This is a genomic window from Streptomyces sp. BHT-5-2 (genome assembly GCF_019774615.1).
Lineage (GTDB): Bacteria > Actinomycetota > Actinomycetes > Streptomycetales > Streptomycetaceae > Streptomyces.
In genome coordinates this window covers 2,779,714-2,798,146 of record NZ_CP081497.1, presented here as the reverse complement: position 1 = coordinate 2,798,146, position 18,433 = coordinate 2,779,714, and the positions used below count along the sequence as shown (strand labels likewise).

Genomic DNA, 18,433 nt, shown 5'->3' with positions numbered 1-18,433 from the left:
CGTATCAGTCCCCCACCGGTGCCCCGGCGGCCTGGCCGATGGCCGGTCCGCCGTGGACGTAGCGGCCGAGGGCGGTCAGCGGGAAGACCTGGCGGTAGAGGTGGTAGTTGATGGAGAAGTCCCACGGGAAGCCGGTGCCGGTGAAGTACGGCTCGTCCCAGGAGCCGTCCGGCAGCTGGGTCTCCACCAGCCAGCGCACCCCGCGGCGGACCGCCTCGCCGTCCCGCTCGCCGGCCGCGAGCAGCGCCATCAGCGCCCAGGCGGTCTGCGAGGCGGTGGAGGCGCCGCGTCCGGCCCAGCCCTCCTTGTCCTGGTACGAGCGCTGGTCCTCGCCCCAGCCGCCGTCGTCGTTCTGCACCCGCTCCAGCCAGCCGACGGCCCGTCGGACCGCGGGGTGGGAGGCGGGGACCCCGGCGGCGGCGAGGGCGGGCAGCACCGAGCCGGTGCCGTAGACGTAGTTGGTGCCCCAGCGGCCGAACCAGGCGCCGCCGGGCTCCTGTTCGGCCAGCAGCCAGGCCAGGCCCCGGCGGGTGCTGGGGTCGTGCGTCCGGCCGACCTCGGCGAGCATCTCGACGACATGGGCGGTGACGTCGGCCGACGGCGGGTCGATGACCTCGCCGAAGTCGCAGAACGGCAGCCGGTTGGGGAACGGGCTGGTGTTGTCGGCGTCGAACGCGCCCCAGGCGCCGTTCTTCGACTGCATGCCGACGTTCCAGCGGACCGCGCGGTCGACGGCGGCCTCGACCCGGTGCGGTTCGGGGTGCCGGACGCGGCGCAGCGCCAGCACCACCTCGGCGGTGTCGTCGATGTCCGGGTAGTTGTCGTTGTGGAACTCGAACGCCCAGCCACCGGAGGGGAGTTCGGGGCGTCGCACGGACCAGTCGCCGGGCCGGTCGATCTGTTCGTCGAGCATCCAGTCGGCGGCCCGGACCAGCTGCGGGTGGTCGGCGGGCACCCCGGCGTCGGCCAGTGCGATGGTGGCCAGGCAGGTGTCCCAGACCGGCGACTGACACGCCTCGATCATCCGGGCGCCGTCCTCGCGCCAGACCGCGAAGCGGTCCAGGGACGCAAGGCCGGCCCGCAGCACCGGGTGGTCGAGGTCGTAGCCGAGCAGGTGCAGGGCGATGACGGAGTAGACGGCGGGGGGCTGGATGCCGCCCCAACAGCCGTCGTTCTCCTGCCGTTCGACGATCCAGCGGGCGGCCGAGCGCATCGCGGCGGCGCGCGGCCGGCGCAGGGCGACCTTGTGGTACAGGTGCAGCGCCTTGTCCAGGCGCTGGAAGAGGCCGTCCCAGCTCGCGACGGGGGCGAGCGGGCGCGGCGGGTTGGGGTCGCGGGGGTCGGTGTGCAGCTCGTCGAGGGCGAACGGCGCCGGGCGGACGGGGCGTTTGGCCGAGACGATGGTCAGCGGCACGATGGTCTGCCGGGCCCAGCAGCCGAAGGCGTGGATGCTGAGCGGGAACCACTTGGGGAAGTAGATGAGTTCCGGGGGGAGTTCGGGCAGGTCGTCCCACTTCCACCAGCCGAAGAGGGCGAGCCAGATCCGGGTGAAGACGCGGGCGGCGGCGATGCCGCCGTGGGCGCGGATCCAGGCGGCGGCGGTGGCCATGTGCGGGGCTTCCGGCTCGTCGCCGGCCAGCCGCAGCGCGACGTACGCCTCGATGGTGGCGGAGAGTTCGCCGGGGCCGCCGTGGAAGGTGGCCCAGGTGCCGTCCGTGCACTGCTCGCCGCGGATGTGGCGGGCGGCGGCCTCGGTGAGCTTCGGGTCCTGGATGCCCAGGAACTGACGGAGCAGCAGGTCCTCGGCGTCCATGGTGACGTTGGTCTCGAGGTCGCCCTTCCACCAGCCGGCGGGGTCCTGAAGGGAGAGCAGGTGGTCGGTGGCGCGGGCGGTCGCCTCCCGCGCGGCCTCCGCCGTGTCCTGCAGCACGGCGGTGGTCCTGGTGGCCGAGGAGCTCCGGGGCGGACGTGCCCCGGTGCTGCCGTCGGTCGTCGCTGTCATGGTTTCCCCTTCTGCAGTGAATCTGTCGACGTGCTCAGGGATTCCGTCGGCCGGCGCCGGAGCGGCGCCGGCCGGCGACTGCGATCTAGTTCGTGTTGATGGCCCTCATCTCTCTCGTACGACGACGAAGTCCGCGAGCGCGACGAGCTGTCCGCGGATCGATTCGGGCATGTCGATCTCGTCCAGTGCGGCGACGGCGGTGGCGTGCTGGCGGCGGGCCTCCTGGGAGGTCCACTCGCGGCCGCCGGCCTCCTCGATCAACGCCGCACGGGAGGCGAACTCTTCCTCGGTGAAGTCGGCGATCTCGGTCTCGGTCTTCTTGGCGTCGGCGGCCAGGATGCCGGCGAGCCGCTCGGAGGCGGGACCGCCGGCCGCGAGCGCGGCGACGACCGGCAGCGACTTCTTGCGCTGCCGCAGGTCGCTCCAGGTCTGCTTGCCGGTGGCCTCCGGGTCGCCCCAGATGCCCAGCAGGTCGTCGACGGCCTGGAAGGCGAGGCCGAGGTGGTAGCCGTACCTCTCCAGGATGTCGGCGGTGCGGTCGTCGGCGCCGCCGAGGACCGCACCGATGGAGACCGCGCAGGCGAGCAGGGCGCCGGTCTTGTTGCCCTCCATCTCCAGGCACTCCTCGACGGTGACCCGCTCGCGGTGCTCGTAGGAGATGTCCTGGGCCTGGCCGTCGATCAGCTTGCGGGTGGCCAGGGTCAGCCGGCGGGTGGCGCGGCCGGCGTCGACGGTGCCGAGCTCCAGCAGTATTTCGTTGGCCAGCGCGAACAGCGCGTCGCCGACGAGGATGGCCTGGGCGGGGCCGTGCACCTTCCAGACCGTGTCGCGGTGCCGGCGCTGCTCGTCGCCGTCCATCAGGTCGTCGTGCAGCAGCGAGAAGTTGTGCACCAGCTCGACGGCGACCGCGCCGGGCACGCCGACCTCGGGGGCCTGGCCCGCGACCTCGGCGGACAGCAGGGCGAGCGCGGGCCGGACGGCCTTGCCGCTGTCACCGGTGGTGGGGTTGCCGGCCGCGTCGATCCACCCGAAGTGGTAGGCGGCGACGGTGTCCATGGGAGGGGCGAGCCTGGCCACGGCGGCACGCAGCACGGGAGTGGCGAGTGTCCGCCCGCGCTCCAGCAGCGCGGTGACGCTCGCGGTGTCGATAGCCGGGGAAGCCACGGTTTCTCCTCTGTTTCCGATGCTTGTGCTCGTGCGAGCGCCCGTACGCCTGGTCATGCCGCCTCCGGTGGCAACTGGCCGTGGGGGACGCCGAGTTCGGTGAGTGCCTCACGGGCGGCGGCGGTGCCGCTGCGGACAGCGCTCTCCATGGTCGCGGGCCACCCGGTGGCGGTCCACGCACCGGCCAGGAACAGGCCGGGGACTTGGGTGCGGGCGGCCGGGCGGAGCCGGCCGACGCCCGGTGCGGGCGCGAAGGTCGCGGTGCGCTCGCGGGTGACGAAGAAGTCGAGGATCCGGGCGCCCCGGGCTGCCGGCAGCAGCCGTTCCAGCTCGGGGAGGTAGCGGGCACGGAGCTTGGCGACCGGCTGGTCGATCTCCTCCTGTGCGGCGGACTGCGACAGGGCCAGGTACTGGCTGTGTTCGTTGCCGGCGGTGCGGGTCAGCCCGGAGGCGCCGGTGCGGTCGAAGACCCACTGGACCGGGGAGCCGACCGCGGCGAAGAACGGGCGGCGCAGCACCTTGCGGTCGTAGACGACGTGGACGTTGAGGATCGGGGCGGTGCCGATGTCCAGCAGCCGGTCCTTGGCGGGCAGGGCCCCGTCGGGCAGCAGGGTGTGCGCCTCGCGCTGCGGTACGGCGAGGACGACGGTGTCCGCGGTGAGCGTCTCCCGGCCGTGCGGGCCGTTCTCCACCGCGACCTGCCAGCCGGCGCCGTCGCGGGTGACGGCGGCGACGCGGGTGCGCAGCGCGACCTCGACGCCGGCCGTGCGCAGCGCGGCGGCGGCGCGGGTGTCGTGGAGGTCGCCGAGCGGGACCCGGGCCCAGCCGATGTCGGCGGCGCCGGGGGCGGAGAGCAGGCCGGTCTTGAAGACCTTGGCGGCCAGCCCCAGTGAGGCGTCGTCGGCGGTGGCGTTGAGGGTGGCGATGCCGACCAGATCCCACAGCGCCTCGACGGCGCGCGGGCTCTGGCCGTGGCGGCGCAGCCAGCTGCCGAAGTCGGTGGCGTCCAGCGCGGGGTCGGCCGGGTCCAGCCGGCCGAGGGCGAGGGTGGCGCGGACCACGCCGGCGCGTTCGACGGGCGAGAGGTGCGGGTAGAGCGCCAGGCTCCTGGCCAGGTGGAGCGGGACCGGCAGCGCGGTGCGGCGGAGCCGGCCGAGCCGCGCCCGGCCCCGGGCGCCGACCGGGTCCAGGACCGGTACGTCCATGCGGTCCTGGACGGGCGCCAGGTCCTGCGCGCCGAGCCGTGCCAGGTGGTCGCCGTAGGCGGTGCAGCAGCGCAGGTGGACGTGCTGGCCGTTGTCGACGGTGAGCGGGCCGGCGGCGGAGTCGCGGCGGAACGAGAAGACCAGGCCGCCCAGGCGCGGCCGGCCCTCGATCAGGGTGACCCGCAGGCCCGCGTCGGCCAGTGCCAGCGCCGCGGTGGTGCCGGCGAGTCCGCCCCCGACGACCACCGCGGCCGCCCCTTCGGGACGGCCGGAGCGGCGCGCGGAGTCGCGCCCGGGCAGCGTCGTTCCCGCTGTCATGTGCTCTCCCCCCTTACGTCCGTGATGGACGCAGCCGTCCGGCGAAGGGTTGCCCGCAGCGCCGACGCCGGACCGTGGTCGGTGTACGCGGTCCGGCACCTCATCCACGCCTCCTGCTCACGGCCTGCCGGCGGCCGATCGCGCGGGCGTCGAGGCCGGAGAGCCCGCGCACCGCGACGAACGCCTTCTCCCGGCCGGGCAGTGAGACCCGGCCGCGGAGCACCGCCTCCGGGTCGTCGGAGATCCGTGACAGCAGCCGGTGGTAGATGCCGGCCATCGCCGCCACGCAGGCGCCGCTGCGCCGGTCGAGCATCGGGAGCAGCCGGAAGCCCTCCGCGAACAGCGCGCGGGCCCGCCTGACCTCGAACTGCACCAGTCCTGTGAAGTCGGCGCCTGGCGGCGGCACCGGGCCGTGGAACCCCGCCGAGCAGCCGAACTTGGCGAGGTCCTCGGCCGGAAGGTACGTCCGCCCGTTGTCCGCGTCCTCGCGAACGTCCCTGAGAATATTGGTCAGTTGGAGCGCGAGCCCGAGCGTATCGGCGTACTCCGGAGCGCGTTCGGCGTCGAGCGCGCCTGGTACGGTGCCGAACACTCCGAGGGAGAGCCGGCCGATCGCCCCGGCGACGCAGCGGCAGTAGACCTTGAGCTCGTCCCAGGTCTCGTAGGTCTCGCCGCGGACGTCCGCCAGCACCCCGTCGATCAGTTCGTCCAGCCCGCCGAGCGGGACGGGGAAGCGCCGGGCGGTGTCGGCGAGCGCGACCGCCACCGGGTCGGTGTCGTCCACGGCGATCCGGCCGTCCCTGACGCGCGCGAGCAGGGCGCGGGTCTCCTCCAGGCGGCGGGCCTTGGCCTCGGGTTCCAGGGTTCCGTCGCCGATGTCGTCGACCCGGCGGGAGAAGGCGTAGAGCGCCGACATCGCCTGCCGCTTGTCGGCCGGCAGCAGCCGGATCCCGTATGCGAAATTGCGCGCCTGCTGTCCGGTGACGGTTTCGCAGTAGCGGTACGCAGCGAGCACCGGCGCGGGCATCTGTGCGGTTGCCTCCACGGTCCGGCTCACCCCTCTCGTCGCAGTGTCGCCCCTACCTCGCGCAGCAGGCTGAGCTTGGCCGGCTTGGGCGGCCCGGGGAGTACGTCGTGATCGGCGGCGGCGACCGCCTGGAGGGCGGCGCGCCCGCCGGCGACGAAGCCGGCCAGCAGCAGCTTGAGTCTGCCGTGCACGCTACCCACCAGCGGCGCGCCCTCATCCAGCAGGTCACCGGCGCGTTCCGCCTCGAAGGCGATCAGTGCGCGCACCGATGCGCCGCCGGTGGGCGCCGCCAGGTCGGCCTCGGTGACACCGAAGCGCTTCATGTCCTCGTCGGGGAGGTAGATCCGGTCCCGGCCGAGGTCCTCGGCCACGTCCTGGATGTGTTCGACGAGCTGGAGCGCGGTGCAGACGGCGTCCGAGAGCCGGATGCGCTCGGGGCTGGAGGTGCCGGTGACGCCGAGGACGAGCCGGCCGACGGGGTTGGCGGACAGCTCGCAGTAGGCGGCCAGGTCGCCGTAGGTGGCGTAGCGGCTGATCCGCTGGTCCTGGCGGTTGGCCTCGATCAGGCCGAGGAAGGGCTCGGGGCTGAGCGCGCAGCGGCGGACGGTCGGGCCGAGGCGGCGCATCAGCGGGTGCCTGGGGCCGGGGGGGCGGTCGCTGAAGACCCGGTGCAGGTCCGCCTCCAGGGCGTCGAGCAGTGCCGGGCGGTCGTCGTGCTGGGCGCGGTCCAGGCCGAGGAGGACGGCGTCGCCGCCGCCGGGGGCCAGGTCGCCGTCGCCGATGTCGTCGACGAGGCGGGCGAAGCCATACAGGGCCATCAGGTCGGCGCGCCAGGCGCGCGGCAGGAAGAACGGTGCGACCGGGAAATTCTCGTGCACGGCCTGATCGAGCACGGTGCGTGTGTGGTCCTTCCCGCCACTCACCGCCACCCTCCGAAGGAAGGCGCGACGCGCCTGCTCGTCTCCTCGGCTCACCGGGGGCTACCCGGCGTGTTGTGGAGCCGGAGCGAACCAGTAGCCATTGCCGTCACGTCTCCCGTTCTACACCGCCAGACCAAAACATCCCATTTCGGACACGCCGCAGCTGGCGACGCGCTCCGATCGAGCCCTCGTCGCCCGCCTGGGTGCACTTTGCCCGACTTTGCACCACTTGTGCCGTTCAGTACTCGTACAGCTTACGCCGTACATCTGTGAGACGTCCGTGCGGGTACCGACGCCCCGGGCAATGATCCGGTCAACATCACAGGAGACCCAACTCTTCCCGATCTCCACGGAGTTGACCGTTTCGTCGCACTCGAAGGCCCCCGCGAACCGGGCTCGCGAGGGCCTCCTGCGGCAGATGGGCTATTTGCCCGTCTCCTTCTCGTACGCCTTGATGACCTCGTCCGTCGGGCCGTCCATCAGCAGCTCGCCCCGCTCCAGCCACAGCACGCGGTCGCAGGTGTCGCGGATGGAGTTGTTGTTGTGGCTGACCAGGAAGACCGTACCCGCTTCCTTGCGCAGCTCGCGGATGCGGGCCTCGGAGCGCTTCTGGAAGGCGCGGTCACCGGTGGCCAGCGCCTCGTCGATCAGCAGCACGTCGTGGTCCTTGGCCGCCGCGATGGAGAACCGCAGACGGGCCGCCATACCGGAGGAGTAGGTGCGCATCGGCAGCGAGATGAAGTCGCCCTTCTCGTTGATCCCGGAGAAGTCGACGATGCCCTCGTAGCGCTCGCGGATCTGCTCGCGGGACATGCCCATCGCCAGACCGCCCAGGATGACGTTCTTCTCGCCGGTGAGGTCGTTCATCAGGGCCGCGTTCACGCCGAGCAGCGAGGGCTGGCCGTGCGTGTAGACCTTGCCGCGCTCGGCGGGGAGCAGGCCGGCGACCGCCTTGAGGAGGGTCGACTTGCCGGAACCGTTCGAACCGATCAGGCCGATCGACTCGCCGCGGTAGGCGGTGAAGGAGACGCCCTTGACCGCGTGCACCTCGCGCACGCCCACCGACGGCCGGCGCCGGATGATCCGGTTGAGCGCCGCGGTCGCGCTGCCCTTGCCCGCACCCGTGCCGTAGACGCGGTACACGATGTGCAACTCGTCCGCGATCACGGTCGGGATCCGGTCCTGCGTCGGCGTCGTCCGGACGCCGTCCATCGTCTGCTCGGCCACCTGCTCAGCCACGTCCGTACCGCTCCTCAGCCTTCCAGAAGTACACAAAGCCCACGACGCCGGCCACCAGCGCCCAGCCGAGGGCGAACGCCCACACGTGCGGCGGGAGCTGGCTCGCCTTGAAGCTGTCGATCAGCGCGAACCGGATCAGGTCGATGTAGACCGCGGCCGGGTTGCCGTAGAGCATCACCTCGACCCAGTGCGGGACGTGCTTGCCCTTGAGGATCACGCTGATGCTGAACATCACGCCGGAGGCGTACATCCACGTCCGCATGATGAAGGGCATCAGCTGCGCCAGGTCCGGGGTCTTGCTGCCCAGCCGCGCCATGACCATCGCCAGGCCGGTGTTGAACACGAACTGGAGCAGCAGCGCGGGCACCACCAGCAGCCAGGACCAGGTGGGCATCTGCCCGAAGGCCAGCAGGATGACCACCAGCACGCCCATGGAGAACAGCAGTTGCTGGAGCTGCATGAGGCAGAACGAGATCGGCAGGCAGGCCCGTGGGAAGTGCAGCGCGCGCACCAGCCCGAGGTTGCCGGAGATCGCCCGCGTACCGGCCATCACCGAGCTCTGGGTGAAGGTGAAGATGAAGACACCGGTCACCAGGAACGGGACGTAGTCCGGGACGCCCTTCCGCGTGCCGATCAGCACGCCGAAGATGAAGTAGTAGACGAGCGCGTTCAGCAGCGGCGTCGCCACCTGCCAGACCTGGCCCAGCTTCGCCTGGCTGAACTGCGCGGTCAGCTTGGCGCTGGAGAAGGCCGAGATGAAATGCCGACGGGCCCACAGCTGGCGGATGTACTCCACCAGCCCGGGCCGGGCCCCGCTCTGCGCCAGCCCGTACTTCTGGGCGCGCTGAAGGGGCGTGAGTCCTTCGTCGGCGGATGCCGGGGCACTCATGACGACCGCACCGTCGTGCGTGGTCTCGCTCACAGTTGACACTTTCGTCCTCAAGGTGCGCTGCCGGGGACACCCCGGTCAGCGCCTGATGCTCTCAGATACGAGCTTGTCAGATGATGGGAGGGCGGCCCAGCCGGCTCAGTCGCCAAACGGTAGCCCACTTCATGGGACGCCGGGGACCGCACGGGGTTGCCCAGCCCTCGCGGAAGCCGCCCAGCCAGGCCCTGAGCCCCGGCAGCGACGGCCGGCGGGCAAGGGTGAGCAGGAACCAGACACCGAGGTAGACCGGAACCAGCGGGGCGGGGAGATTGCGACGGGCCAGCCAGACCCGGTTGCGGGCCACCATCCGGTGGTAGACCGCGTGCCGGGCCGGGGCCGTGGTGGGGTGGTGCAGGATCATGTCCGCCCGGTAGTCGACCAGCCAGCCGGCGTCGAGTGCGCGCCAGGCCAGGTCGGTCTCCTCGTGGGCGTAGAAGAACTCGTCGGGCAGGCCGCCGACCTGGGCGAACACCGCGGTACGGACCGCGTTGGCGCCGCCGAGGAAGGTGGTCACGCGCGAGGAGCGCAGTGGGTCCGAGGCGCGCAGCCGGGGGACGTGCCGGCGCTGGGTCACACCGGTGTCCGGGTCGGCGATCCGGAAGCTGATGATGCCCAGCTCCCGGTCGGCGGCGAACGCCTCGCGGCACAGCTCGGCGGTGTCGGCGCGGGGCAGCCGTCCGTCGTCGTCGAGGAACAGCAGCGCATCGACGGCGAAGCCGTCCCGGCCGTCCGTCCGGAACGCCTCGATGCCGACGTTGCGGCCGGCCGGTATGCCGACGTTCTCCGGCAGCTCGACCGTCCGCACGGCCAGGCCGGGCACGGCCAGCTCGGGCAGCGGTGCGCCGTTGCCGACCACCACCACCTCGATCGGCCCGCCGTCCTGCTTGGCGACGGACTCCAGCAGTGCGCGCAGCTCGTCGGGGCGGTTGCCCATGGTCAGGACAACCGCCCCGAGCCGCATGGTGGACGCCGCGGTCACTTGAGCCTGCTGGAGGCGAGGATGGACACGAGGTGCAGCAGGGTCTGCAGCAGCGCGATGCCGGCGAGCACCGCGACGCCGAGCCGGGAGAAGAACAGGTCGCCGCGCACCGAATCCACGATCGCCAGGACCAGGATCAGCAGGGACGCCTCGATGCCGAGGATCAGCCGGTGGAACTTCAGGGCGGCGGCGGCCTTCCGGGCCAGCGCCATGCCGGAGGAGCGCGGCTCGGCCGCCGCCTCCCTGACCGGCGGCAGGCCGCCCTGGTGGCGAGCGACGCCGACCAGGTCGGTCTCGGCCTTGATCAGGATCGCGCCGAGGGCGGCCAGGGTGCCCAGGAACGCCCAGAGCCAGTCGATCCGCCCGGTGCCCCACAGGTCCGCGGCGCGCAGACCGAAGCCGACGAGCACGGCTGCGTCGCAGAGGTAGGCCCCGACCCGGTCGAGGTAGACCCCGCCGAGCGAGAACTGCTTCTTCCAGCGCGCGACCTCGCCGTCGATGCAGTCGAAGAGGAGGTAGAGCTGCACCATGGCCACGCCGAGCACGGCGCCCCAGATGCCCGGCACCAGCAACGCCGGTGCCGCGAGCACACCGAAGACGGTCATCACGTAGGTCAGCTGGTTGGGCGTGACCCGGGTGTTGACCAGGTACCGGTCGCAGCGGAGCGAGATCTCCCGCATGTAGAGGCGGCCGGCCCAGTGCTCCCCGCTGCGCCGGTCCTTCACGCCCTCGGGGTGAACGACCGGGCGGAGCTCAGCTACTGATGGTTTCGGCATAGTCGGCGTATGCGTCCCTGATCTGGTCGGTGGACAGGTCCAGGTGCTCCAGGATCGTGTAGCGCCCTGGACGGGTCTTCGGGGCGAACTCGACGGCCTGCACGAACTCCTCGTCGGTGAAGCCCATTTCGCCCGGGGTGACCGGCAGGCCGTGGCGCTGGAGCACCTCGACCATCAGCGCCGAGGTCTCCCGGTCGCCGCGCAGGTGGGTGGCGAAGGCGGCACCGAGGCCGCACTGCTCGCCGTGGCTCGCCGCCCGCTTGGGGAAGAGGATGTCGAAGGCGTGGTTGATCTCGTGGCAGGCGCCGGAGGCCGGGCGGCTGTCGCCGGCGACCGACATCGAGATGCCGGTCAGCACCAGGCCCTCGGCCAGCACCTGGAGAAAGCCGTCGTCGCCGACGCCGCCGGGGTGGCGGAGCACGGCCTCGCCGGCCTGCCGAGCCATGGCCGCGGCCAGCCCGTCGATGCCCTCGCCGGTCTCCCGGTGCGACAGCTCCCAGTCCGCGACCGCGGAGATGTTGGAGATCGCGTCGCCGATGCCGGAGCGGACGAAGCGGACCGGGGCCTCACGGATGATGTCGAGGTCGATCACCACGGCGATCGGGTTGGGGACGCCGTAGGAACCGCGGCCCGCGTCGTTGTCGAGGGTGGCGACCGGCGAGCACAGCCCGTCGTGCGAGAGGTTGGTGGCGACCGCCACCAGCGGCAGGCCGATGCGCGCCGCGGCGAACTTCGCACAGTCGATGATCTTGCCGCCGCCCAGGCCCACGACCGCGTCGTAGTGCCCCTTCTTCATGGCGTCGGCGAGCTTGATCGCGTCGTCCAGGGTGCCGCCGCCGACCTCGTACCACTCGGCGCCGGGCAGGGCGGGGGCCAGCCGCCGGCGCAGCCGGGCCCCCGAGCCGCCGCTGATCGCGATGGCGAGCTTGCCGGAAGCCGAGATGCGCTGGTCGGCCAGCAGACCCGCCAGGTCGTCCAGGGCGCCGGCGCTGATGTCGACGACGACCGGGGACGGAATGAGGCGGGTCAGTACTGGCATGCGATGTCACGGCCCTTCGCGAGGTCGTCGTGGTTGTCGATCTCGACCCACTTGACGTCGCCGATCGGCGCCACGTCGACCTTGAAGCCGCGGTTGACCAGCTCCTGGTAGCCGTCCTCGTAGTAGAGGTCGGGGTCCCGCTCGAAGGTGGTCTTCAGGGCGTCGGCCAGCTCGGTGGCGGCCTCGCCCTCGATGAGGGTGACGCCGATGTACTCGCCGGTCGCGGTCGCCGGGTCCATCAGCTTGGTGATCTTCTGGACGCCCTTGGCGGGGTCCGCGACGACCTTCATCTCCTCGTCGGCGAGCTGCTTGACGGTGTCCAGCGCGAGGATGATCTTCTGGCCGTCGCCGCGGGCGGCGAGCAGCGTCTGCTCGACGGAGACCGGGTGCACGGTGTCGCCGTTGGCGAGGATCACCGAGTCGTGGGCGGCGATCACGTCACGGGCGCACCACAGGGAGTAGGCGTTGTTCCACTCCTCGGCCTTGTCGTTGTCGATCAGCGTGATCTTCAGGCCGTACTTCTGCTCCAGGGCCTCCCGGCGCTCGTACACGGCCTCCTTGCGGTAGCCGACGATGATCGCGACCTCGGTCAGGCCGATCTCGGCGAAGTTGCCGAGGGTCAGGTCGAGGATCGTGGTCTCCCCGTCCACCGGCACCAGAGCCTTGGGCAGGGTGTCGGTGTAGGGGCGCAGACGCCGTCCGGCGCCGGCGGCCAGCACGAGGCCGATCATGCGGGTTCTCCTTCATCGTGTACGGCGGGTGCACCGTGTGTGTGGGCGGCCACCCAGAAGCGGATGCTCTCGGCGAGCACCAGCAGCGCCAGGACCACAGCGAGTGCCGTGAGCGCGATCGTGAAACCTGTGGCGGGCAGCAGGGCGGCCAGGACGGTGATCACGAGGATCCGTCCCTCGTGCCCGCCGGTCGCCCGGACCAGCCACCGCGGTGGGGCCCCGGTGCCACCGCGGATGCGGTAGACCGTGTCGTAGTGATGGTAGGCGACCGCCGCGATCAGCCCGTACGCCGCGGGCAGCGCTCCGTGGACGTCCGCGCGGGCGGCCAGCATCAGGACGGTGAGGTACTCGCCGGCCCGGAAGAAGGGCGGGACGAGCCAGTCCAGGGCGCCCTTGAGCGGGCGGGCCAGTGCCGCGGCGGCCAGCAGCGCGGAGCCGACCGCGACGCCGACGGTGGGCCACGAGGCGGGGTCCGGCTGGGAGATCACCCATACCAGCAGCACCGCGGACGAGAGAAACGCCATAACGGGTGCCAGGAGGGAACCGCTCCGGCTCCGGCCCCGGCCGCCGCCGGTGAGCAGCTCGACCAGCGGCCCGTAGTCGGCGAGGTCGGCGAGCGCGCGGGCGGCCCGGTCGGTGCGCCGGGCACGGCGGGCACGGGAGCGCAGCACCCGGCCGGCCGTGGTGTAGCAGGCGGCCAGCGCGCAGCCGACGAGCAGGGCGTAGAAGACGATGCGCGGGGTGGTGAGCGCGGTCAGGACGGCGATCATGGCCCAGCGTTCGCCGATCGGCAGCACGATCATGCGGCGCACCCAGACCGTCCAGCCGACGCTGTCGAGCCGGTCGGAGAGCGCGACCGCGGGGCCGGCGGCTCCGGCGCCGCCTTCGAACTCGCTGCCCTCGTTGAAGGCGAAGTCGACGACGTGCCGGCAGGTCTGGAGGATCATCGCGCCGAGCGCCAGCGCCCACACGTCGTCACCGCCCCGGGCCGCCCCGAGGGCGAGCCCGGCGTAGTACGCGTACTCCTTGGCGCGGTCGAAGGTGGCGTCCAGCCAGGCGCCCAGCGTCGAGTACTGGAGCGAGTAGCGGGCGAGCTGCCCGTCGGTGCAGTCCAGGACGAAGGAGAGCAGCAGGAGCACGCCGGCGGCGACGAAGCCGCCGCGGGTCCCGGTGGCCGCGCTGCCCGCCGCGATCAGCGCGGTGAGCAGGGACGCGGTGGTGACCTGGTTGGGCGTGAGGCCGCGGCGCGCGCACCAGCGGGCGAGGTAGCGCGAGTAGGGGCTGATGCAGAAGGTGGTGAAGAAGCCGTCGCGGGACTTCACGGCGGTGCGCAGCCGGACCGCCTCGTCGTCGACGGCGGCGACCGCCTCGCGGGCCTCCTCCCGCTGGGCGGGGGTCAGCGCGAGGGTGGCGACCAGGCTGCCCGGCTCGACGTGGTGCAGTCCGACGTCGGCGCGGTCGAGCGCCTCGGTGAGGGTGTCGGTGAGCACGTCGGTCAGGTGGGCGGTGCCGGCGCCGACCGGGATGCGGCCGGCCGCGCGGTCCAGCGCGGCGCGGGCGCCGGCCTGGACGGAGAGCACGCCGGGCACCGCGGTGGCCGGGAAGCGGGGGTCGGTCAGGGCGAGCCGCAGGGCGTGCAGGTGGCCGACGAAGCGGGGGTCCACCAGGGCCACCCGTTCCTGGGCGGGCACCGCGGCGAGCAGCTCGGTGGCGCCGCCGGGGTCACCGGCCGTACGGACCTCGAAACCCAGTGTGCGCAGGTCGGCCTCGAGCGACGACCCGGCGACCGGCGGGCCGGTGAGGATGGCGGTCGACAGACGAACTCACTCCTTGGATGCTGACGAGCAGCGCCGGTCGGTCCGCATTCGGCACGAACTACCCGGGCGGCGGGCGTGGCACACCCGGCCCCTGGGGGCGGGAGGCACGTCGGCAGAGGCTATCCGATCGCGGGATGCGGCCGTTCACCACGTATTCACCACTCGATCGGGTGACCGTCGGCTGAGCCTGCCGCGATCATCATGGTGGATCGGGGCGGGCCGGAACAACTGGCCGCCGGCTCGGGTGCCGGTTATGCGGGGGCTGGTCACGGTTGCCGCGGGGCTGCTGTGGCGAGGGCCATGCCGGGTGGCGCGCACCGTGTCCGGGCGTCGTGTGCGGCATCGGTACACGCGTCGGCGGACGGTGCTCTGCCACTGGTAGGGGCCCTGGTGGGGCAGACTTGACGTCGACGACCGACGACAAGGATGGGCATGCCGATCACACCTGCCAACGCACAGACCGCCGGAACCTCTGCGGTGGACGCGCCGGGCGGCGCCGCCGAACCGATCATGCTGGAGCTGGTCGACGAGGACGGCACGACGATCGGCACCGCGGAGAAGCTCGCGGCGCACCAGCCTCCGGGGCAGCTGCACCGGGCGTTCTCGGTCTTCCTCTTCGACGAGAAGGGGCGGCTGCTGCTCCAGCGCCGGGCGCTGTCGAAGTACCACTCCCCCGGTGTGTGGTCCAACACCTGCTGCGGTCACCCGTATCCGGGCGAGACGCCGTTCGCGGCGGCGGCGCGGCGGACCGCGGAGGAGCTGGGGGTGGCCCCGGCGCTGCTGGGCGAGGCGGGGACGGTGCGCTACAACCACCCCGATCCGGCCTCCGGCCTGGTGGAGCAGGAGTACAACCACCTGTTCGTGGGACTGCTGCGGGGCGAGCCGGCGCCGGATCCCGAGGAGATCGCCGAGATCGCGTTCGTCACGCCGGAGGAGCTGGCCGAGCGGCATGCCCGGGCGCCGTTCTCCGCGTGGTTCATGACCGTGCTGGACGCGGCGCGTCCGGCGGTCCGCGAGCTCACCGGGAAGTCGGCGGGCTGGTAGCGAGCGGCAGCTCGGCCCAGATGGCCTTGCCGCCGCCGGGGGTGTGTTCCACGTCGCACTTGCCGCCCGCCTCCGCGGTGAGCACCTTGACCAGCCACAGGCCGCGGCCGCCGACGTCGTCCTCGTCCGCCTCCAGTGCCTTGGGGCGGTAGGGGTGGTCGTCCTCGACGGCGATCCGCAGCCAGTTGGCGCCGATGGTCAGCTGGACGGCGATCTGGGGGGAGAGCAGCGCGGCGTGCCGGACGGCGTTGGTGACGAGTTCGGAGACGATCAGCAGCAGCCCGTCCAGGATGGCGTCGGCGACCGGCACACGCTGTTCGACGAGCAGATCCCGGACCGCGTGGCGCGCGTGGGGCACCGACGACTCCAGTGCCGGGGCGGTGAACCGCCAGACACCTTCGTACGCGAGCGGGGAGGTCAGCTCCTCGGGGGGTTCTGCAGGGGGTCCGGAAGGCATCCTCACAGGACGAGTGTTGGGAATGGTCCGGTCCGGGCCGGGCTCCTGAACACAAGTCAGCGCCTATCGACGGCATTTGGCCGATTCTGGCGGATTTGCTGGACCGCGCGACGCGTTGCGGCGCCTTTCCCTGCGCGTTTCTTTGTCGGCGCCGGGAGCGCGCCACCGGGCCCCGGCGGAAACCCCCGCTCCCGGGGTAGGGATCAGGCCACTCTGCCCTCCTTGACCATACCGACCACGTGCCGGCCGCCCATCCCCATGGCGAGCAGGCCCAGCCCGTCGAAGAGCAGTTCCAGCGAGAAGAAGCAGCCGATGACGTAGAGGCTGCTCTGCGGCCAGTTGGCGAGGACCAGGACACCCAGCAGGATGCCGATCACGCCCTGGAGCAGGGTCCAGCCGAACTGCGCTCCGCGCACCACCACGGCGCCGGCCAGGCGGAACAGCCCGCCGGTCAGGAAGAGCAGGGCGGCGAACATGGTCAGCGCGGCGGCGGTGGCGTCGGGCAGCCGGATGACCACCACCCCGGCGGCGATGTTCAGCGCCGCGACGATCACCGCGAGCCAGAAGTAGCTCGACCCCCGGGACTGGACCGCGTGCACCAGCCCCACCACGCCGCCGATCAGCAGCAGCCAGCCGAAGAGCAGCATCGTGGTGAGCGTGGCCACGCCGACGTAGACCAGCCCCACGATTCCGGCCAGGACGAGGATGGCGCCGAGGACCGCGAGCAGTCCGAAGCTGCGCCCCAGCCGGGCCGCCGGACTGCTCCGGGTAGATCTGGACCTGCCGGTCATCGCCGCCTCCTCGCTCAGGGGGACCGCACAAAGGGGCCGTTTTTCCCGGTATACCCCGTATATGGGGAAGGGGCAGAGCGAGCGGGCGCGCCGGTGGGTGCGCATACGGCAGCAGGCCCGGTGCGTGATGCACCGGGCCTGCTGTTCTTCTGAGTAGCGGGGACAGGATTTGAACCTGCGACCTCTGGGTTATGAGCCCAGCGAGCTACCGAGCTGCTCCACCCCGCGTCGGCTCGGACTACCTTACGGGGTCCCGACTCCGGAGACAAATCGCATACCGGAGCGAACACCCGGTGGCGTTCTGCCTGGTCAGGGCGGTCGGAAAGGTCAGACCTGCCGTTCTGCGATCCGGCCGACGGCGACCTCGATCCGGCGCGTGGTGTGCACCGCCGTCAGCATCCGGCGGTCGTGGGTGACCAGCAGCAGGGTGCCCGGATACGAGGCGAGCGCGGACTCCAGCTGCTCGATGGCGGGGAGGTCCAGGTGGTTGGTCGGCTCGTCGAGCACCAGGAGGTTGACCCCGCGGCCCTGGAGGAGGGCCAGCGCCGCCCGGGTCCGCTCCCCCGGCGAGAGGGTGCCCGCCGGGCGCAGCACATGGGCCGCCTTGAGACCGAACTTGGCCAGCAGGGTGCGCACGTCGGCGGGCGCCAGGTCCGGGACGGCGGCCCGGAAGGCGTCCATCAGCGTCATCGGGTGGCCGTCACCACCGCCCCGGAACAGCTGGCCGCGGGCCTGATCGATCTCGCCGACCACCACGCCGGGGCCGAGTGCGGCCGCGCCGGAATCCAGCGGCAGCCGGCCCAGCAGGGCGGCGAGCAGGGTGGACTTGCCGGCGCCGTTGGGGCCGGTGATGGCGACCCGGTCCGCCCAGTCGATCTGGAGGTCGACCGGGCCGAAGCGGAAGCCGCCGCGGCTGACCGCGGCCTGCCGGAGGGTGGCCACCACCGCGCCGGCCCGGGGCGCCGCGGCGATCTCCATCCGCAGCTCCCACTCCTTGCGGGGCTCCTCGACGACCTCCAGCCGCTCGATCATGCGCTGGGTCTGCTTGGCCTTGGCGGCCTGCTTCTCGGTGGCCTCGGCCCGTCCCTTGCGGCCGAGCTTGTCGTTGTCGGTGGCCTTGCGGCGGGCGTTGCGGACGCCCTTCTCCATCCAGTTGCGCTGGGTGTGCGCCCGGGCCTCCAGGGTCGCCCTGGTGTCGGCGTACTCGTCGTAGCGCTCGCGGGCGTGCCGGCGGGCTCGCTCGCGCTCCTCCAGATACGCGGTGTAGCCGCCGCCGTAGGTGTTGACCTGCTGCTGGGCGACGTCGAGCTCGACGACGCGGGTGACCGTGCGGGCCAGGAACTCGCGGTCGTGGCTGACCAGGACGGTGCCGGCGCGCAGGCCGGTGACGAAGGTCTCCAGGCGGTCCAGGCCGTCCAGGTCGAGGTCGTTGGTGGGCTCGTCGAGGAGGAAGACGTCGTAGCGGGAGAGCAGCAGCGAGGCGAGCGAGGCGCGGGCGGCCTGGCCGCCGGAGAGGGTGGTCATCGGCTGGTCGAGGCCGACCGCCAGGCCGAGCTGGGCGGCGGTCTCCTCGGCGCGCTCGTCGAGGTCGGCGGCACCGAGGGCGAGCCAGCGCTCCAGGGCCGTGGCGTAGGCGTCGTCGGCGCCGGGGCGCCCTTCGGCCAGGGCCTCGGTGGTGGCGTCCAGGGCGCGCTGGGCCCCGGCCACACCGGTGCGGCGGGCGAGGAAGGCGCGGACCGATTCGCCGGGGCGGCGGTCGGGCTCCTGCGGGAGGTGGCCGACGGTGGCGGTCGGCGGGCTGAGTGCGAGGGCGCCCTGCTCCGGGCGCGTCAGCCCGGCGAGCAGACGCAGCAGGGTGGACTTGCCGGCGCCGTTGGCACCGACCAGGCCGATCACGTCTCCGGGGGCGACGACCAGGTCGAGACCGGAGAACAGGACGCGCTCGCCGTGGCCGGCGGCGAGGTCTTTGGCGACGAGGGTTGCGGACATCAGGTAC

At 72.4% G+C, this 18,433-nt stretch carries 16 protein-coding genes and 1 tRNA gene; 1 reads left to right on the top strand and 16 read right to left on the bottom strand.

What is annotated here, in order from left to right; genetic code table 11:
* Nucleotides 1-4: 4 nt before the first annotated feature.
* From shc to K2224_RS40015, 12 genes are all read right to left on the bottom strand, one after another.
* Nucleotides 5-2,002: a squalene--hopene cyclase gene (shc, locus tag K2224_RS40070; RefSeq protein WP_221911984.1), complete on the bottom strand. Its 1,998-nt coding sequence runs from the start codon at nucleotides 2,000-2,002 to the stop codon at nucleotides 5-7.
* 105 nt (nucleotides 2,003-2,107) lie between these two features.
* Nucleotides 2,108-3,223, bottom strand: a complete 1,116-nt coding sequence (locus tag K2224_RS40065; protein WP_221911983.1) for a polyprenyl synthetase family protein — start codon at nucleotides 3,221-3,223, stop codon at nucleotides 2,108-2,110.
* Nucleotides 3,220-4,689: a hydroxysqualene dehydroxylase HpnE gene (gene hpnE / locus K2224_RS40060; RefSeq protein ID WP_221911982.1), complete on the bottom strand. Its 1,470-nt coding sequence runs from the start codon at nucleotides 4,687-4,689 to the stop codon at nucleotides 3,220-3,222. The genes K2224_RS40065 and hpnE overlap by 4 nt, the downstream gene beginning before the upstream one ends.
* A 100-nt stretch (nucleotides 4,690-4,789) precedes the next feature.
* Entirely contained in the window at nucleotides 4,790-5,716 is a 927-nt protein-coding gene (hpnD, locus tag K2224_RS40055; RefSeq protein ID WP_398197306.1) for a presqualene diphosphate synthase HpnD, read from the bottom strand.
* A gap of 26 nt (nucleotides 5,717-5,742) precedes the next feature.
* Nucleotides 5,743-6,609, bottom strand: a complete 867-nt coding sequence (hpnC, locus tag K2224_RS40050) for a squalene synthase HpnC (RefSeq protein ID WP_221911980.1) — start codon at nucleotides 6,607-6,609, stop codon at nucleotides 5,743-5,745.
* Nucleotides 6,610-7,059: 450 nt separating this feature from the next.
* Nucleotides 7,060-7,848 carry an ABC transporter ATP-binding protein gene (locus K2224_RS40045; protein WP_221912309.1) on the bottom strand — a complete coding sequence of 263 codons (789 nt, stop codon included), beginning with the start codon at nucleotides 7,846-7,848 and terminating at the stop codon, nucleotides 7,060-7,062.
* Between the two features lie 19 nt (nucleotides 7,849-7,867).
* Nucleotides 7,868-8,797, bottom strand: a complete 930-nt coding sequence (locus K2224_RS40040) for an ABC transporter permease (protein ID WP_221911979.1) — start codon at nucleotides 8,795-8,797, stop codon at nucleotides 7,868-7,870.
* Nucleotides 8,798-8,873: 76 nt separating this feature from the next.
* On the bottom strand, nucleotides 8,874-9,764 hold the full coding sequence (locus tag K2224_RS40035) for a glycosyltransferase family 2 protein (protein WP_221912308.1): 891 nt from the start codon (nucleotides 9,762-9,764) through the stop codon (nucleotides 8,874-8,876).
* A gap of 14 nt (nucleotides 9,765-9,778) precedes the next feature.
* Nucleotides 9,779-10,558 (bottom strand): CDP-alcohol phosphatidyltransferase family protein, encoded by a 780-nt coding sequence (locus tag K2224_RS40030; RefSeq protein WP_221911978.1) that lies wholly within the window; start codon nucleotides 10,556-10,558, stop codon nucleotides 9,779-9,781.
* Entirely contained in the window at nucleotides 10,536-11,597 is a 1,062-nt protein-coding gene (locus tag K2224_RS40025) for an iron-containing alcohol dehydrogenase family protein (protein WP_221911977.1), read from the bottom strand. The genes K2224_RS40030 and K2224_RS40025 overlap by 23 nt, the downstream gene beginning before the upstream one ends.
* Nucleotides 11,585-12,328, bottom strand: a complete 744-nt coding sequence (locus tag K2224_RS40020) for a sugar phosphate nucleotidyltransferase (RefSeq protein ID WP_221911976.1) — start codon at nucleotides 12,326-12,328, stop codon at nucleotides 11,585-11,587. Before K2224_RS40020 ends, K2224_RS40025 begins: the two co-directional genes overlap by 13 nt.
* Nucleotides 12,325-14,145 (bottom strand): DUF5941 domain-containing protein, encoded by a 1,821-nt coding sequence (locus tag K2224_RS40015; RefSeq protein ID WP_221912307.1) that lies wholly within the window; start codon nucleotides 14,143-14,145, stop codon nucleotides 12,325-12,327. Before K2224_RS40015 ends, K2224_RS40020 begins: the two co-directional genes overlap by 4 nt.
* A 432-nt stretch (nucleotides 14,146-14,577) precedes the next feature.
* Between K2224_RS40015 and idi the strand changes: the two genes are divergently transcribed.
* Nucleotides 14,578-15,189, top strand: a complete 612-nt coding sequence (gene idi / locus K2224_RS40010) for an isopentenyl-diphosphate Delta-isomerase (protein WP_221911975.1) — start codon at nucleotides 14,578-14,580, stop codon at nucleotides 15,187-15,189.
* Here the strand turns inward: idi and K2224_RS40005 are convergent.
* From K2224_RS40005 to K2224_RS39990, 4 genes are all read right to left on the bottom strand, one after another.
* The gene (locus tag K2224_RS40005) at nucleotides 15,164-15,646 is read right to left on the bottom strand and encodes an ATP-binding protein (protein WP_221911974.1); all 483 of its coding nucleotides are present in this window, start codon (nucleotides 15,644-15,646) and stop codon (nucleotides 15,164-15,166) included. The two genes, idi and K2224_RS40005, sit on opposite strands and share 26 nt — an antisense overlap.
* 203 nt (nucleotides 15,647-15,849) lie before the next feature.
* Entirely contained in the window at nucleotides 15,850-16,437 is a 588-nt protein-coding gene (locus K2224_RS40000) for an HdeD family acid-resistance protein (RefSeq protein WP_221911973.1), read from the bottom strand.
* A gap of 154 nt (nucleotides 16,438-16,591) precedes the next feature.
* Nucleotides 16,592-16,665: transfer RNA gene (locus K2224_RS39995), tRNA-Met, on the bottom strand.
* Nucleotides 16,666-16,764: 99 nt separating this feature from the next.
* A complete protein-coding gene (locus tag K2224_RS39990) occupies nucleotides 16,765-18,426 on the bottom strand; it encodes an ABC-F family ATP-binding cassette domain-containing protein (RefSeq protein WP_221911972.1) in 1,662 nt (553 codons plus the stop codon).
* Nucleotides 18,427-18,433 lie beyond the last annotated feature (7 nt).

Excerpts from the sequence above, each read along its gene's own strand:
- shc (WP_221911984.1), bottom strand. The coding sequence starts at position 2,002 with ATGACAGCGACGACCGACGGCAGCACCGGGGCACGTCCGCCCCGGAGC.
- K2224_RS40065 (WP_221911983.1), bottom strand. The coding sequence starts at position 3,223 with ATGACCAGGCGTACGGGCGCTCGCACGAGCACAAGCATCGGAAACAGA.
- hpnE (WP_221911982.1), bottom strand. The coding sequence starts at position 4,689 with ATGACAGCGGGAACGACGCTGCCCGGGCGCGACTCCGCGCGCCGCTCC.
- hpnD (WP_398197306.1), bottom strand. The coding sequence starts at position 5,716 with ATGCCCGCGCCGGTGCTCGCTGCGTACCGCTACTGCGAAACCGTCACC.
- K2224_RS40045 (WP_221912309.1), bottom strand. The coding sequence starts at position 7,848 with ATGGACGGCGTCCGGACGACGCCGACGCAGGACCGGATCCCGACCGTG.
- K2224_RS40035 (WP_221912308.1), bottom strand. The coding sequence starts at position 9,764 with ATGCGGCTCGGGGCGGTTGTCCTGACCATGGGCAACCGCCCCGACGAG.
- K2224_RS40030 (WP_221911978.1), bottom strand. The coding sequence starts at position 10,558 with ATGCCGAAACCATCAGTAGCTGAGCTCCGCCCGGTCGTTCACCCCGAG.
- K2224_RS40025 (WP_221911977.1), bottom strand. The coding sequence starts at position 11,597 with ATGCCAGTACTGACCCGCCTCATTCCGTCCCCGGTCGTCGTCGACATC.
- K2224_RS40020 (WP_221911976.1), bottom strand. The coding sequence starts at position 12,328 with ATGATCGGCCTCGTGCTGGCCGCCGGCGCCGGACGGCGTCTGCGCCCC.
- idi (WP_221911975.1), top strand. The coding sequence starts at position 14,578 with ATGCCGATCACACCTGCCAACGCACAGACCGCCGGAACCTCTGCGGTG.
- K2224_RS40005 (WP_221911974.1), bottom strand. The coding sequence starts at position 15,646 with ATGCCTTCCGGACCCCCTGCAGAACCCCCCGAGGAGCTGACCTCCCCG.
- K2224_RS40000 (WP_221911973.1), bottom strand. The coding sequence starts at position 16,437 with ATGACCGGCAGGTCCAGATCTACCCGGAGCAGTCCGGCGGCCCGGCTG.
- K2224_RS39990 (WP_221911972.1), bottom strand. The coding sequence starts at position 18,426 with ATGTCCGCAACCCTCGTCGCCAAAGACCTCGCCGCCGGCCACGGCGAG.